The organism is Piscibacillus salipiscarius JCM 13188 (genome assembly GCF_001311865.1).
Classification (GTDB): domain Bacteria; phylum Bacillota; class Bacilli; order Bacillales; family Alkalibacillaceae; genus Piscibacillus; species Piscibacillus salipiscarius.
Map to the genome: position 1 here is coordinate 1 of NZ_BBCD01000010.1, position 14923 is coordinate 14923.

11 protein-coding genes, 1 other RNA gene, 8 pseudogenes and 1 other annotated feature are annotated in these 14923 nt (G+C 36.5%); of the genes and pseudogenes, 1 reads left to right on the plus strand and 19 read right to left on the minus strand.

Annotated features, from left to right (window positions below):
- Positions 1-66: 66 nt before the first annotated feature.
- The 17 genes and pseudogenes from JCM13188_RS08230 to JCM13188_RS08275 all read right to left on the minus strand — a co-directional run bounded on the left by JCM13188_RS08230 (position 67) and on the right by JCM13188_RS08275 (position 11854).
- The gene (locus JCM13188_RS08230; RefSeq protein ID WP_054753385.1) at positions 67-327 is read right to left on the minus strand and encodes a DUF1292 domain-containing protein; all 261 of its coding nucleotides are present in this window, start codon (positions 325-327) and stop codon (positions 67-69) included.
- A gap of 33 nt (positions 328-360) precedes the next feature.
- A pseudogene (gene ruvX / locus JCM13188_RS08235) lies at positions 361-776 on the minus strand (Holliday junction resolvase RuvX).
- Positions 777-789: 13 nt separating this feature from the next.
- Positions 790-1043 (minus strand): annotated as a pseudogene (locus JCM13188_RS08240) (IreB family regulatory phosphoprotein).
- Positions 1044-1090: 47 nt separating this feature from the next.
- A pseudogene (gene alaS / locus JCM13188_RS08245) lies at positions 1091-3736 on the minus strand (alanine--tRNA ligase).
- A 61-nt stretch (positions 3737-3797) separates the two neighbouring features.
- Positions 3798-4005: a binding site (T-box leader), on the minus strand.
- 267 nt (positions 4006-4272) lie between these two features.
- Positions 4273-4449: a YrzR-like zinc ribbon domain gene (locus JCM13188_RS18560; RefSeq protein ID WP_279401584.1), complete on the minus strand. Its 177-nt coding sequence runs from the start codon at positions 4447-4449 to the stop codon at positions 4273-4275.
- A 364-nt stretch (positions 4450-4813) separates the two neighbouring features.
- Entirely contained in the window at positions 4814-4966 is a 153-nt protein-coding gene (locus JCM13188_RS18565; protein WP_279401585.1) for an ATP-binding domain-containing protein, read from the minus strand.
- 22 nt (positions 4967-4988) lie between these two features.
- On the minus strand, positions 4989-5108 hold the full coding sequence (locus JCM13188_RS20015; protein WP_369404913.1) for a hypothetical protein: 120 nt from the start codon (positions 5106-5108) through the stop codon (positions 4989-4991).
- The gene (locus tag JCM13188_RS18570) at positions 5057-5725 is read right to left on the minus strand and encodes an AAA family ATPase (protein WP_279401610.1); all 669 of its coding nucleotides are present in this window, start codon (positions 5723-5725) and stop codon (positions 5057-5059) included. Before JCM13188_RS18570 ends, JCM13188_RS20015 begins: the two co-directional genes overlap by 52 nt.
- A complete protein-coding gene (locus tag JCM13188_RS18575; protein ID WP_279401586.1) occupies positions 5694-5837 on the minus strand; it encodes an AAA family ATPase in 144 nt (47 codons plus the stop codon). The genes JCM13188_RS18570 and JCM13188_RS18575 overlap by 32 nt, the downstream gene beginning before the upstream one ends.
- An 11-nt stretch (positions 5838-5848) precedes the next feature.
- Positions 5849-6468: pseudogene (locus tag JCM13188_RS18580) on the minus strand (helix-hairpin-helix domain-containing protein).
- Positions 6469-6493: 25 nt separating this feature from the next.
- The gene (locus JCM13188_RS21785) at positions 6494-6721 is read right to left on the minus strand and encodes a YrrC family ATP-dependent DNA helicase (protein WP_439646623.1); all 228 of its coding nucleotides are present in this window, start codon (positions 6719-6721) and stop codon (positions 6494-6496) included.
- Positions 6687-6878, minus strand: coding sequence for a YrrC family ATP-dependent DNA helicase (locus JCM13188_RS18590; protein WP_279401589.1), 192 nt, complete (start codon positions 6876-6878; stop codon positions 6687-6689). The genes JCM13188_RS21785 and JCM13188_RS18590 overlap by 35 nt, the downstream gene beginning before the upstream one ends.
- A gap of 22 nt (positions 6879-6900) precedes the next feature.
- Positions 6901-7563, minus strand: coding sequence for a tetratricopeptide repeat protein (locus JCM13188_RS08255; RefSeq protein WP_054753387.1), 663 nt, complete (start codon positions 7561-7563; stop codon positions 6901-6903).
- A 128-nt stretch (positions 7564-7691) separates the two neighbouring features.
- Positions 7692-8804 (minus strand): tRNA 2-thiouridine(34) synthase MnmA, encoded by a 1113-nt coding sequence (mnmA, locus tag JCM13188_RS08260; RefSeq protein WP_054753389.1) that lies wholly within the window; start codon positions 8802-8804, stop codon positions 7692-7694.
- Positions 8805-8817: 13 nt separating this feature from the next.
- A pseudogene (locus JCM13188_RS08265) lies at positions 8818-9971 on the minus strand (cysteine desulfurase family protein).
- Positions 9972-9984: 13 nt separating this feature from the next.
- On the minus strand, positions 9985-10404 hold the full coding sequence (cymR, locus tag JCM13188_RS08270) for a cysteine metabolism transcriptional regulator CymR (RefSeq protein ID WP_054753391.1): 420 nt from the start codon (positions 10402-10404) through the stop codon (positions 9985-9987).
- A 156-nt stretch (positions 10405-10560) separates the two neighbouring features.
- Positions 10561-11854, minus strand: a pseudogene (locus JCM13188_RS08275) (replication-associated recombination protein A).
- A 190-nt stretch (positions 11855-12044) separates the two neighbouring features.
- Between JCM13188_RS08275 and JCM13188_RS08280 the strand changes: the two are divergent.
- A pseudogene (locus JCM13188_RS08280) lies at positions 12045-12658 on the plus strand (RsfA family transcriptional regulator).
- Positions 12659-12872: 214 nt separating this feature from the next.
- Here JCM13188_RS08280 and ssrS read toward each other — a convergent pair.
- Positions 12873-13054, minus strand: a non-coding RNA gene (gene ssrS / locus JCM13188_RS18595) — 6S RNA.
- A 92-nt stretch (positions 13055-13146) separates the two neighbouring features.
- Positions 13147-14921: pseudogene (aspS, locus tag JCM13188_RS08285) on the minus strand (aspartate--tRNA ligase).
- Between the last annotated feature and the right edge of the window lie 2 nt (positions 14922-14923).

Genomic DNA, 14923 nt, shown 5'->3' on the forward strand with positions numbered 1-14923 from the left:
AATCCAAAAACACGGGAATAAGGCCTCAAAGGGCTATTCCCTTTAATGTTATTAAAAATACTTTTTCTACTCTTCATCCGAGTCTGTAAACGTGTTAAGCATTTCTTCAATCATATCCCACTCTTGATCTGTTTCAATTTGATAAAGAGTAAGGTCATCTTCATTTTGATCACTTTCTTCAAAACGAAATGCGAATACTTCTTGTTCTTCTTGCTCTGCTTGTTCAGCAGGTACAGCAACTAAGTAAGACTTTTCCGTTTCATCCACATCAAACGTAAAGAGAATATCAAATAAATGCTCTTCACCATTTTCATCCGGAATGATAATACGCTCTTTTCGTCCATTCTTTTACCTCCTAAATTAATGGCCAGAATCTAAATAACTTTGTAAAATCATGACTGCGGCCATTTTATCAATCACTTTTTCCGTTTCTTTCGACTGACATCAGCTTCTAATAAAACTCTTTCTGCAGCCATTGTCGTCAGCCTTTCATCCCAAAGCACAATTGGTATATCAAAATGTTCCTCAATATATTTAGCAAATGTTTCTGAGGACTGTGCTCGTTCACCAACTGTGTTATTCATATTTTTAGGATATCCTACCACGATTTTACTTATTTCATAACCTTCAATAAGTTCTTTTAAACGTGGTATGGCTGATTCATAATCCGACTCATCCCATTTAATGGTTTCTATTCCTTGTGCTGTAAAGTGAAGAGCATCGGATACAGCGACTCCGATGGTCCGTTCTCCAACGTCTAATCCTAAAATTTTCATATAAAAAGCCTCTTTATTTAGATTTCAAATAATGTTTTACCACTTCTTCTATAATCTCATCTCGCTCAACTTTTCTAATCAAATTTCTAGCATCTCGATGACGAGGGATGTATGCTGGATCACCTGACAGCAAATAACCGACAATTTGGTTAATCGGATTATACCCTTTTCTTCTAATGATTCATACACTGAGTGTAGAATTTCATTAACTTTTTGTTCTTGTGAATCATCATTGAATTGGAATTTCATAGTGTGATCATTTGACATCTTCTCATAGACCCCCTCGTTAACTTCTACTTATATTATAAACTGAATTAAGATGAAGTTAAAACACTTTGTACATAATCTTTTGCTGCATTTAGTGCATCGTTAATATTTTCAGGCTGTTTGCCTCCCGCTTGAGCCATGTCAGGACGGCCTCCACCGCCTCCTCCACATTTCATAGCTGCTTCTTTAATAAGATGACCTGCATGCATACCTTGATCTATTAAATCTTTAGTCACACCAGAGGCTAATTGTACTTTACCGTCTTTTTCCATTGCAAGTAAAATCACAACGGAATCTAATTGATTTTTAAGATCGTCAACCATACTTCTTAGTGCATTCATATCATTGACACTTACTTGTTCTGCTAATAATGGTATTCCATTAACATCCTCAATTTTTCTGTTATATTAGCGGATTCATAGTTGGCAATTTTAGCTGTTAAGGATTCCTTCTCTCGTTCTAATGATTTTAATTCATCATAAAGAGATTCAATTCTGCTTGGTATTTGTTCAGTTTTTGTCTTAAGTAATTTAGCAGCTTCATCTAATAGTCTCTCACGTTGCTCATAGTATTGATAAGCACCTTGCCCTGTTCTTGCCTCAATCCTTCGAGTTCCTGCTCCAATTCCTGTTTCAGTTACAATTTTAAATAATCCGACTTCTGCTGTGTTTTGCACATGACAGCCCCCACATAACTCTATACTGTAATCACCAACTGAAACAACTCTTACAACATCACTATATTTTTCACCAAATAAAGCCATCGCTCCCATTTGTTTTGCTTCATCTAGTGTCTTTTGTGAAATGGTTACGTCAATGGAATCCCAAATTTTCTTGTTAACAATTTGTTCGATTTCGTTTAATTCTTCAGTACTTACAGCGTTAAAATGTGAGAAATCAAATCGTAAACGATCTGGTGCAACTAATGAACCTGCTTGGTTAACATGATCACCCAAAACATCTTTTAAAGCCTGATGTAGTAGATGAGTCGCCGTATGGTTTTTATAATTTGCTTTCTAAATTGTCTATACACAGCTGCTTTAACCTTTTGATCAACATATAAGGTACCATCTTCTACTTCTATTTGATGTAAGTTTTGCCCGTTAGGAGCCTTTTGTACATCAATGATTTGTGCTCGGCCTGTGTCAGTTTCAATGATTCCCTTATCAGCAATTTGGCCCCCACTCTCAGCGTAAAAAGGCGTTTCTTTTAAAATGACATACCCTGTCTCACCTACATTAAGTTCATCAATTGCTTTTTGTTCTGCAACGATGACTGTAATAGAGGACTCCACATTTAACGTATCATACCCAACAAACTCACTTTCATGATGAATATTTTGTAATACTTCACTTTGTACCTGCATAGAATCAACTTTTTGACGTGCTTCACGAGCACGGTCCCGCTGTTTCTTCATTTCTTCTTCAAAACCAGCTTCATCGATTGAAAATCCTTCTGCTTGCACATATTCTTCTGTAAGTTCCTTTGGAAAACCATACGTATCGTATAACGTAAAGACTTCATGGCCAGGAAACACTTGACTTCCCTTGCCTTTCTCTTGTTTCATCACTTTCTCTAATATTGCAAGACCTTCCTGAAGAGTTTCGTAAAAGCGCTCTTCTTCAGTTTTAATAACATTTTTTATAAAATCACTCTTGTTCTGAACTTCCGGGTAAAAGTCTTCCATGATTGAAGCAACTTCATCAACTAATTGATACATAAATGGTTCATTGATGTTTAACTCTTTCGCAAAACGAACAGCACGTCTTAGTAAACGTCTTAATACATATCCGCGTCCTTCATTTGAAGGTAAGGCACCATCCCCAATAGCAAATGCAACAGTACGAACGTGATCAGCCACTACTTTAAAAGCTGTATCTTTCTCTTGCGACTGACCATATTTTTCACCAGAAACAGCTTCTGTTTTCCGAATAATTGGCATAAATAAATCTGTTTCAAAGTTCGTCGGTGTGTCTTGAATAACCGATAAAACACGCTCGAGTCCCATACCTGTATCTATGTTTTTCTTTGGTAGTGGCGTATAAGTATCATCTGGATTGTGGTTAAACTGAGAAAATACTAAATTCCAAATTTCTAAATAACGTTCATTTTCTCCTCCTGGGTACAATTCAGGGTCTTTAGGATCATTCCCATATTTCTCCCCACGATCATAGAAAATCTCTGTGTTTGGACCACTTGGCCCCTCTCCAATATCCCAGAAATTTTTCTTCTATGCGAATAATACGTTCCTCTGGGACACCTACTTGATCACGCCAAATAACATATGCTTCTTCATCTTCAGGATGAACGGTAACAGATAAACGTTCAGGTTGGAATCCTATCCATTTATCACTCGTTAAAAATTCCCATCCCCATTTAATTGCATCTTCCTTAAAATAATCACCAATTGAAAAGTTACCTAACATTTCAAAAAAAAACGTATGGTGCCTTGCAGTAAAACCAACGTTTTCAATATCATTGTTCTTATGGATTTTTGTGCATTGACGATCCTTGGATTATCTGGAATGACTCGACCATCGAAATACTTTTTTAACGTTGCAACCCCACTATTGATCCATAATAATGTGGGGTCATCTTGAGGTACTAGCGACCGGCTAGGTTCAACCGAATGCCCTTTTTCTTTAAAGAAATCTAAAACATTTGTCTAACTTCAGCTGAGTTCAACTGCTTCATAACAAGTCCTCCCTGCATATGATTATTTAAGTAAATTAAAAAACGCCCCTACATGTAAACATGTAGGGACGATCATTTCGCGGTACCACCCTAGTTATAAGCAAGTAATTGCTTATCACTTGAGACATCTTAACGCGATGTATACGGTGGTGATTAACCACTCTCTGGAATAGCTTCAATAACCCTTTTCCTTAGCATTTCTTTCAGCTTATGAAATGCCTCTCTTTTAAGGTCGGCTGTCATTTACTCGGTTCCTTCTACGATTCAAGTATATTTACTTTCAGTTATTATAGTTAACTAAATCGTTTCTGTCAAATGTATTATGTAAACGCTAACCCCTATTCAGGGATTAGCGTACAGCTTCAATCTAGAGATAACGTTTTTTTTTAACCTTTTTCCTGCTTTACGCATTCGCTTCATATAGCGATTTTTTTTAACATTTTTGGGTTGTTTCGAATCATCCATCCCATAGCTGCACCCATTCCAACTTTAGCGCTGTTCGATATCACTCGGTTCAACGCCAATCACCAACCTTATTATCCGTTTTCATCCAAAAACAGATCATCTAAAGAAGAGAGTGAACCATCTTCTTCTATTTCACGTACATGCATGGCTCCGTCGACAAAAGCCATTTCAATAAAACAGTTCCAACAGTAATACTGCTCTTCACCAATTCTCCCGATATCAGAAGACTGACAATTTGGACACTTCATCGGACTTACTCCTTTTTGTATAATCTTTTGAAGTCTATAAACAACAGAATCTGCTGCTTAGTCCTCAGCTTTTCCAAATCATTTTTATCCTATACACCTTGTATAAGATAGTTATAGTTTACCTACGTTACATAAAATCATAAGGCGTAATTTCTTCCTCTTCTGATGTATTCTGTTCTTCAGTTGGTATGTCTTGCTCTAAATACTCCGCATCAGAAAACATCATTTGCATCCGCTCTACCAATGTCGTGTTACGTTCATAAGCATAATTTTTCTTAAGACCATCTATAAAAGCTTCGTAATCTCCACATATTAAAAGTGACGTTTTTACTTCGTGTAATAGCGGTATAAAGTAATTTTTTAACTAACATCGCTTAAATGCCTTTACAACAGGCATAACAACTATTGGAAATTCACTTCCCTGTGACTTATGAATCGAAATCGCATATGCCAGCATGATTTGGTTAAAATCTTGCTTCGTATAAGATACTTGTAGTCCTTCAAAATCAATAATCATTTCATCTTTTTTAGTTTCTGATTCATTTGGTTTTTATTGCAATAATTTCACCAATATCACCGTTATATACTTTTTTCTCAGGTTGATTTATTAACTGAATAACCTTATCCCCTGTTCTATAGGTTGTATCAAAATGAATGATTTCCCTTTTTGACGATCTTTAGGGTTGAAGATCATTTGTAATTTACGATTCAATGCATGAATACCTACTTCTGTCTTGTACATCGGGGCTAATACTTGTATATCTTTCATCGTATAGCCTTTGTTAAGAGCTCTTTGAACAATTTGTTCTACGACATTAAGGGTATGTTCTTCACCGCTAGGTATAAAGTTAAAATCACCTGATTTTGACATATCCATATTCTCAACATTATCATTTTTAATATGATGGGCTAACTGAATAATATAAGAATCTTCTTTTTGTCTATATATTTCAGACAAGTGACTAACAGGAATTGCATTTGATTGTAATAAATCAGAAAGAACTTGTCCTGGTCCAACCGAAGGAAGCTGATCTTCATCACCCACTAGTATAACCTTCATATCTGAAGGAATCGCTTTAAAAAGAGAATTGGCAAGCCAGACATCGACCATAGAAAATTCATCAACTATGATGACATCTCCCTCTAGTTGGTTACCTTGATCGTATTCGAATGAATCATCACCTGACCAGCCTAATAAACTGTGAATCGTTTTAGCTTTTAAACCAGTTGCTTCAGAAAGTCTTTTAGCAGCTCGTCCTGTTGGTGCTGTTAAAATAACGTCTTTCTCTGCTTAGCTTTTTCTTAGGCTTAAACAGCTTTTCATAAGAAGAAATAATCCCTTTAACAACAGTTGTTTTACCAGTTCCAGGGCCTCCAGTTAATAACATGACTTTTTCATTTAAGGCTTTTTTATGGCTTCATATTGTTCCTCACCATAAGAAAGACCTTCTACCTCTTCCATCTCACCAATGATTTTTAGAAGTTCACTTTCCTCAAATGATTCTTCGACTTCTATGTCCATAATCCTTTTTAATTGAGATGCAATACCTTCTTCTGAATAATATAGATGAGGTAAATACGCTCGGTTGTTTTCACTGACAAGTAAGTCTTCCTCTTCCAGATGTTTAATTCGCTCAGTAAAGTGTTCTTCAGTTAATCGTTGTTGTCTTTGATACAATAAACGGTTTGCTTTTTTCATTAACTCATTTTGGTCCATAAATACATGGCCATTCATGGATTCCAGTTCTAAAATATGAAGAACACCAGCTTCAATACGTGTTGGATGTTCCTCACCAATGCCTAATTCTTTAGCCATTTCATCGGCCCTTTGAAACCCAAAACCCTCAATTTTAAACACAAATGCATATGGATTATCATTAGTTGTTTAATGGTCTCTTCTTCAAAGGCTTGATATATTTTCTGAGCTAGCTGTAAACCAATTCCATACTTAGCGAGTTCTAGTGCAACTTGTTCAAACCCTTGATTGGTTCTCAAATCTTCTCTTAATCGGTTTTTCATTTCTTCGTTTAAACCTGGTACTTGATCAAGTGCCTGTTCGTCTCTCAGTATTTGATCTACAGCACTTAATCCTAGTGTGTTTACAATTTTTAGCAGTCTTTTCACCAATTCCGTAAAATAAATCACTTGAGAAATATTTAACTAAACTGTCCTCATCTTTAGGCATTTCTTTTTCATATGTAAATACTTGGTATTGCTCACCAAATTTAGGGTGAGTTTTAAGAGTTCCGTAAAAAAATGTATTCATTACCATATGTTAATGGTGGGAAATGACCCTTCACGACAAGCTCATCTTCTTCTATCTCTTCGTTCGTTTCAACAACAGAGACTGAAGCAATGGAAAATTGTTCCTCAGCTTTATGAAAGATCATATGATTTAATTTAGCTTTTACATAGCCTGCTTCACTCATTGCATTCAGCCTCCTTTTTTACTTAGTGTTCATTTAACATATCTTCAACTTGCTTTTTGCCATGCCCTGCTAAGACATGTTCAGGCTGTATTTTTAGAGCTTGATTAAAGTGATCAAGTGCATGATGAGGCTCTTCTTTATATAAATAAGCGACTCCTAGATTATAATGAGCATCACTGTGCTCCTCATCTAATTTTAAGACATGCTTAAATTGATTAAAAGCCTCTTCAATTAAATTAGCATAAGCAAGTGATAACCCGTATTGAAACTGAATGTCAACATCTTCTTGCTCCAGTTCGCTCGCTCGTTGTAGGTACGGCAGAGCTAATTTAGGCTGCTCCTGATTCATTAGGGACATGCCAAGCATTAAATAAACGTCAGCTTCATCCAGTCCTTGTTTAATCGCATCCTGAAATTCCTGTGTCGCCTCCGAGTACTGTTCTTGTTCAAAGTAAACATTACCCAACCCATAATGGGCTGTTGGAACATTTTCGTCTAATTCTAATGCTTTTTCAAAAAAGCGTTTAGCACGGTCATATTCTTTAATATGTGTCAAAAGATTTCCAAAATTAATATAACCTACTGGATCTTCAGGATGCTCTTCTATATGCCTGTTAAACAATTTCGCCGCTTCTTCCATGTTCTGTTCTTTCATATATTGTAAACCTTGTTGAATATAGTCCACAAGTCCACTCTCCTTTCTTATAAGTAGAAAAAGTCACCACATCACCATGTGCTGACTTTTCTAGCAATCGTTAAAAGAACTACAGTTTATATTATGCCTTTAAACTTACAAACCTTAATTTAGCGCTATTACGCCAAGTGTTTCACAGGTTGTTCATTTTTATAAACTCGTTCAATCGTACCGCCGCCAATACAAACATCATCATCATAAAATACAACTGCTTGACCTGGTGTAATGGCACGTTGTTGTTCATCAAACTGAACCATTAATGATCCGTCTTTTTGCGGGTAAATCATGACAGGGCATTCTACTTGGCGATAGCGGAATTTTGCTTTACAACTAAATGGCTCGGAAAAGTCACCATCGATTAACCAATTGATATCAATTGCTTCCAGTCCATCTGCATATAAAGCATCTTGGTTATATCCTTGACCAACATATAGCACATTATCTTCTAAATTCTTACCTACAACAAACCATGGTTCACCTGAGCCACCAATTCCAAGGCCTTGTCGTTGCCCGATTGTATAGTACATTAAACCATCGTGCTGTCCTTTTACTTCTCCATTTAATGTTCTCATTTCACCAGGCTGTGCCGGTAAGTACTCACTTAAGAATTCTTTAAAGTTTCTTTCACCGATAAAACATATACCCGTACTATCTTTCTTCGTTGCTGTTGCTAAGTCATGTTTTCTAGCGATTTCCCGTACTTCTTTTTTCTCCATATGCCCAAGTGGGAACATAATTTGAGGCAAGATTTCTTTTGGTATCTGATTTAGGAAGTATGTTTGATCTTTATTATCATCAACACCTTTTACCAATTCATGCTGACCATTACGTTCGCGTACTTGAGCATAATGTCCAGTTGCCAAGTAATCTGCACCTAATGACATGGCATGATCTAAAAAGGCTTTGAATTTAATCTCCTTGTTACACATGACATCTGGATTTGGAGTGCGACCGGCTTTGTACTCATCTAAGAAATAAGTAAAGACTTTATCCCAATATTGTTTTTCAAAATTAACTGCGTAATAAGGAATGTCTAGTTGATTGCACACTCTTACAACGTCTTCATAATCTTTTGTTGCGGTACATACACCAAATTCATCAGTATCATCCCAGTTCTTCATAAAAATTCCTACAACATCATAGCCTTGTTGCTTTAATAACAAAGCAGTAACAGATGAATCAACGCCGCCAGACATACCTACAACAACTCTTGTGTTTGCACGATCCTTCATAATATTCACCACCTTATACATTTGAAGATAAACGATTAATAATTAATTCAATACGATCAGCCACTTGTTCCATTTCTTCTACAGTGTTGTCCATACCAAAGCTAAAACGAATAGAATTTCTTAACTTTGGGCTATTTTCTCCATACATAGCTTTTAGAACATGAGATGGATCAATAGACCCAGCCGTACAAGCAGAACCTGATGAAACTGCTACCCCTGATAAATCTAAGTTCGTTAGAAAAATTTCAACATCCATGCCAGGAAAACTTAAATTTAAAATATTTGGTACCCTTGCATCTGTATCTAAGCTTCCGTTAACTTGATAGTCAACTTTTTTATAATCTAAAGCACTAATTAGACTCTCTGATAATTGCTCGTAATGTTTGACTCGGCTTAACCTTTGCTTTTTTAATACGTCTACAGCTGTTTTAAAGCCTTCAATAGCCAAAGTGTTTTCTGTACCGGAACGCCATGTTCGCTCTTGTTCACCACCAAAAACACGCTGAGCAATATTAAATCCCTCTCGCTTATATAGGAAACCCACGCCTTTAGGACCGTAAATTTTATGAGATGATGCTGTCATTAAATCAATCTTGAGTTCTTCAACATCGATCTCCTCAACTCCATATGCCTGAACAGCATCGGTATGGAATGGAATATCACGACTTCTAAGCAAGTTACCAATCATTTGGATTGGTTGTTTCATTCCCGTTTCGTTATTAACGAACATAATAGTCGCAAAGATGGTATCTTTTCGAAGAGCCTTCTTTACGTCCATAATGTCAACGACTCCATTTTCATCAACAGGTAAGTATGTGACTTCGAACCCTTCTTGTTCCAGTTGTTCACAAGGATGCATGACCGCATGGTGTTCAATTTGTGTCGTAATAATATGGTTACCTTTATCACGATTAGCATATGCTAATCCAAAATGGCAAGGTTATTAGCTTCTGTACCTCCACTTGTAAAAATAATTGATTCATAATTAGCATTAATGCTTTTAGCCATGGTCACTCTAGCTTCATCTAAGCGTTTTCTGCTCTCACGACCATAATGATGAATACTTGAAGGGTTGCCGAAGCTCTCTTCCATAACCTTACGCATGGTATCTTTTACTTGTGGATGAATAGGTGTTGTTGCAGCATGATCTAAATAAATTCTATTCAAAACATATCACCCTTTAAATGTAAAACATATTTTCTTCCTGATAATTCGTATCATTATATTCTATTAAATCTTGTAGAGTAGTTTGTTCTAATACATCTCGAACGGCATCACGAATTCTCTTCCATAATTCACGTTTTGACGGTTCATCATCGTCCATTTCTTCTACAGGACGAATCGGACCTTCTAATGTTCGAATAATATCTGCAGCTGTTATTTGTTTCGGCTCTCTCGTTAACAAATATCCACCTTTGGCACCGCGGACACTTTTTACTAGACCCGAATTTCTTAAAGGAGCAATTAATTGTTCTAAATAATGTTCAGATAAATTATACTCTTTGGCAATCGCCTTTAAAGGTAAAGGCTGGTCACCATAATTTTTAGCTAATGCAATCATAATGGTAAGACCATAGCGCCCTTTTGTTGAGATTTTCAATGGATGGGCCTCCCTTAACTTAGTCTAATCTATAGTTTAACATTTAATAGAGCTTTTTGAGAAAAACTTAATGGTACATCATATTACACCGAACAGCTTTGATATAAAACCAAATGTCATTATAGCACGAAGAAGGTCGGCGTGCATTTCTAATGTTTAAGACTTCTTCTTACGTTTTTGTTGCTTTAATTGATTGAGCTTATCGTATACATTTTTATAACGCTTCTCTTCTCCTAAATCTTTAGGGTCGTAGTATGACATATGACGGATCGATTCTGGTAGATACTCTTGATAAACCCAGCTATTTGCATAATTATGTGGGTATTTGTACTCCTGACCATGCCCTAATGTTTTGGCTCCTTGATAATGAGTATCTTTCAAATGATCTGGTACATCTTCAGTTGCGACCTTTTGAACATGTTTAATTGCCTTATCTAACGCTTTATACGCTGTGTTTGATTTTGGTGATAAGCATAATTCAACCGTTATAACGGATAGAGGAATTCTCCCCTCTGGAAGCCCTAGTCGTTCAACTGATTGAATGGCTGGCAATACTCTAGAACAAAGCTGCGGGTTAGCTAAGCCAATGTCTTCATAGGCTATAACTAATAACCTCCTTGAGATCGCTTCTAAATCACCGCCTTCTAATAACCTCGCTAAATAATAGAGCGCTGCATCAGCATCACTACCACGAATACTCTTTTGAAAGCTTGACAATAAGTTGTAGTAAATATCACCTTTATTATCATGAGAAAAACCTTTATTCTTAATACAATACTCAACTGTCTCTTGGGTAACGACAATGCCTTCTTCAGTCTCATCTGAAGCAAAAACAATATCTTCTAACAATGACAGAGCTGTACGGCCATCACCAGTAGTTTCAGCAATTGAAGCTAATAAAGATTCATCAATTTGTACGTTTAATTCTCCAAGTCCTTTTTCATCATCTTTTAAAGCTCGTTTTAATAACTGGATAATTGCTTGTTGATCTAATGGTTTTAACTGTTTAATCTGACCGCATCTTGAACGGATAGCATGGTTCACGCTATGAAATGGATTTTCTGTCGTTGCACCTATTAACGTGATAACACCTTCTTCTAATGCTTTTAATAATGAATCTTGCTGGCTTTTATTAAAGCGATGGATCTCATCTATAAATAAAATAGCGTTATTAGTCATACGTGCTTCACTTATAATCCGTTCAACATCTTTTTACCGGCAGTTGTTGCATTGATAGCGAAAAACTCTTTATTCGTTGAACCAGATATAGCAAAAGCTAAGGACGTTTTACCAGTTCCGGGTTCACCGTACAATAACATTGAAGGCACATGGCTTTTTGAATCATTTTATATAATGGTGTATTTTCACCTATAATTTCATCTTGCCCAACAACTTCTTCAATTTTCTCAGGTCTCATTCGATAAGCTAATGGTTCTTGATAGAGCATCATGATTCTCCTTTTTATAGCAAACTCCTATAGTTTCCTATTTTACTATAATCAACTAGTGCATTGCGAATAGTATATTTGATAGGAATACTCTTACAAAATAACTAACTATAAATTTTTATATGTATATATTGAAACAATCTTGCACATGATAGAAATAGAAGACTATCAAATATAAAAGGAGATGAAAATCGTGGTAAAAGTACGACAAGATGCTTGGTCTCATGAAGATGATCTATTATTAGCTGAAACTGTCTTACGCCATATTAGAGAAGGAAGCACTCAGCTAAATGCTTTTGAAGAAGTTGGAGACCAATTAAATCGTACAGCTGCAGCATGCGGTTTTCGTTGGAATGCCGAAGTTCGCCAAAACTATGAAAAAGCAATAGATTTAGCAAAAAGACAACGAAAACAACGTAAGCAAGCTGAAAAACATAAACTTCAAGGTTCTTCAAACTTGAAAACAGTTAAACGAAAACCTACTTATACATCAACGCAGGAGCATCCATCGATAGATCGATTATTGCTCAATTACAAGAACTTAAATCAGATGACTTAAGGGTAAGTTCACAAGAAGCTGATAAGCTAAAAGAAGAAAACGAACGCTTAAGAGGCGAAAAAGAAACGTTAGAAAGTGAACTTGAAAGAATGAATAAGGATTACCAAGCCTTACAAGAGGATTATCAAACATTTATTTCTATTATGGAACGTGCAAGAAAGATGGTTGTATTGGATGAAGATTCATCATTATCCTCACCAACGTTCAAAATGGAGAAAAACGGAAATTTGCAGCAAATCGCGAAGTAAATTAATGCATCATTACTTCGCGATTCATAAATGAATAGAAAATAATACAGAAATGCCTCCCTATCCTGCGTTCATTCGCAGGATAGGGAGGCATTTCTTTTTTTCCTCATATTTCCCTTAACGGTCGTCATGCAAGTAATTAGTTTAGAACGCAAATCAAAAACGTCATTCATGATTTAATCATCATAAATGACGTTGATATTTAACTATGTACTACAATCCCAATTGTGCCGTTGATCTGGTTATAGTTTTGAACCCGCTCCAAGCAGGTGGGTGCCCTGTTCCGCGTTTTGTAAGTCCTCAGCGAGGCATTTACGCTGCACGGAAACACCAGGCTCCCTTTTCTATAAGTGTTCGGTCAAAACATCTGAAGATCAACGAACACATTAGGATTGTTTGTGTTCATTTGTTTGTGTAATTGAATAATAGCATAATACATCTTTCAATTCAAGCTCAGACAAGTAGTAAAATCGATGTATTTTTTTCCTTTATTCGTTGGCTTTTCCAGTTAATTTTAGATGCAATTCTTCAAGTTGAGTACTACTCACAGCTGATGGAGCATCCGTTAACAAATCAGAAGCTGATGCAGTTTCGGGAATAAAATAGTATCTCTTAAGTTTGATTTACCAGCAAGGATCATGACAAAACGGTCCAAACCTAAAGCAATTCCTCCATGTGGCGGAGCGCCGAATTCTAATGCTTCTAACAAGAATCCGAATTGTTCTTCCGCCTCTTGATGACTAAACCCTAGAGCCTTAAGCATTTTCTCTTGTAGTTCTTTTTCATAAATACGTAATGAACCGCCGCCAAGTTCAAATCCATTTAATACAACGTCATAAGCTTGAGCCTTAACATTCGCTGGGTCTTGCTCCATCTTTTCAACATCCTGCACTTGTGGCATGGTAAATGGATGGTGAGCTGCATGATAACGACCTTCATCTTCATCATATTCAAATAGTGGCCAGTCTGTCACCCACAAGAAGTTAAACTGGTTATCATCAACTAAACCTAGGTCTTTACCTAATTTAAGCCTTAATGCACCAAGACTATCCGCAACCACATTCGATTGATCCGCTACGAATAGTAATAAATCCTGATCTTCAGCACCTAAATGCTCAGTTAATTGTTCTACCTCATTTTGTTCAAAAAACTTCGCAATTGGCCCTGTGAACTGTCCGCCATCGACTTTCATCCATGCTAAACCTTTAGCGCCATAAACTGCTACGTGTTCCGTTAATTTATCGATATCTTTTCGTGAGTATTGACTCGCAGCACCTTTAACATTAATAGCACTGACCTTACCTCCAGATTCTACAGCTCCCTTAAATACCTTAAATCCACTATTAGCAACAATTTCGCTAACATTAACGAGTTCTAATCCAAAGCGGGTGTCTGGTTTATCAGAGCCATAACGTTCCATTGCTTCATCATATGTCATACGAGGAAAAGGCTTTGGAACCTCTACACCTTTCACCTCTTTAACAACAGCTGTTAACATATCTTCAGTCATATGCATAATCTCTTCTTGATTCATAAATGATGTTTCGATATCAAGTTGAGTAAATTCCGGTTGTCTGTCAGCGCGTAAATCTTCATCACGGAAGCATCTCGTGATTTGGAAATAACGCTCATAACCAGACACCATTAAAAGTTGTTTAAATAATTGAGGTGATTGGGGAAGGGCATAAAATTCCCCTGGGTGAACACGACTTGGTACTAAATAGTCACGTGCGCCCTCTGGTGTACTTTTTGTAAGCATTGGGGTTTCCATTTCTAAAAACCCTTCACCATCTAGGTATCGACGTAATGCTTGAGATGTGTGATGCCGTAATTTCATGGTTTCTTGCATTTCTTGTCTACGTAAATCTAAATAACGATATTTTAATCGGATTTCTTCTGTTGCATCTGTCTGATTCTCAATTTTAATTGGTAAAGCCTTGGATTTATTTAAAATGGTCACTTCAGATGCATAAACTTCAATTTCACCCGTTTTCATTTTAGGATTAACCGTTGAATCATCACGTCTTTTTACAGTTCCTATCACTTCAATCACATATTCGCTTCTTAATCTTTCAGCGATTTCTAATGCCTCTTGGTTTACATCTGGATTAAACACCACTTGCACAATTCCTGAGCGGTCTCTTAAATCTACAAAGATTAAACCACCTAGGTCACGTCTTTTTTGAACCCACCCTTTTAATAAGACATGTTCATCTACATGCTGAGTGGTTATAGTTCCACATTGTGTACGACTTTGCATCATGT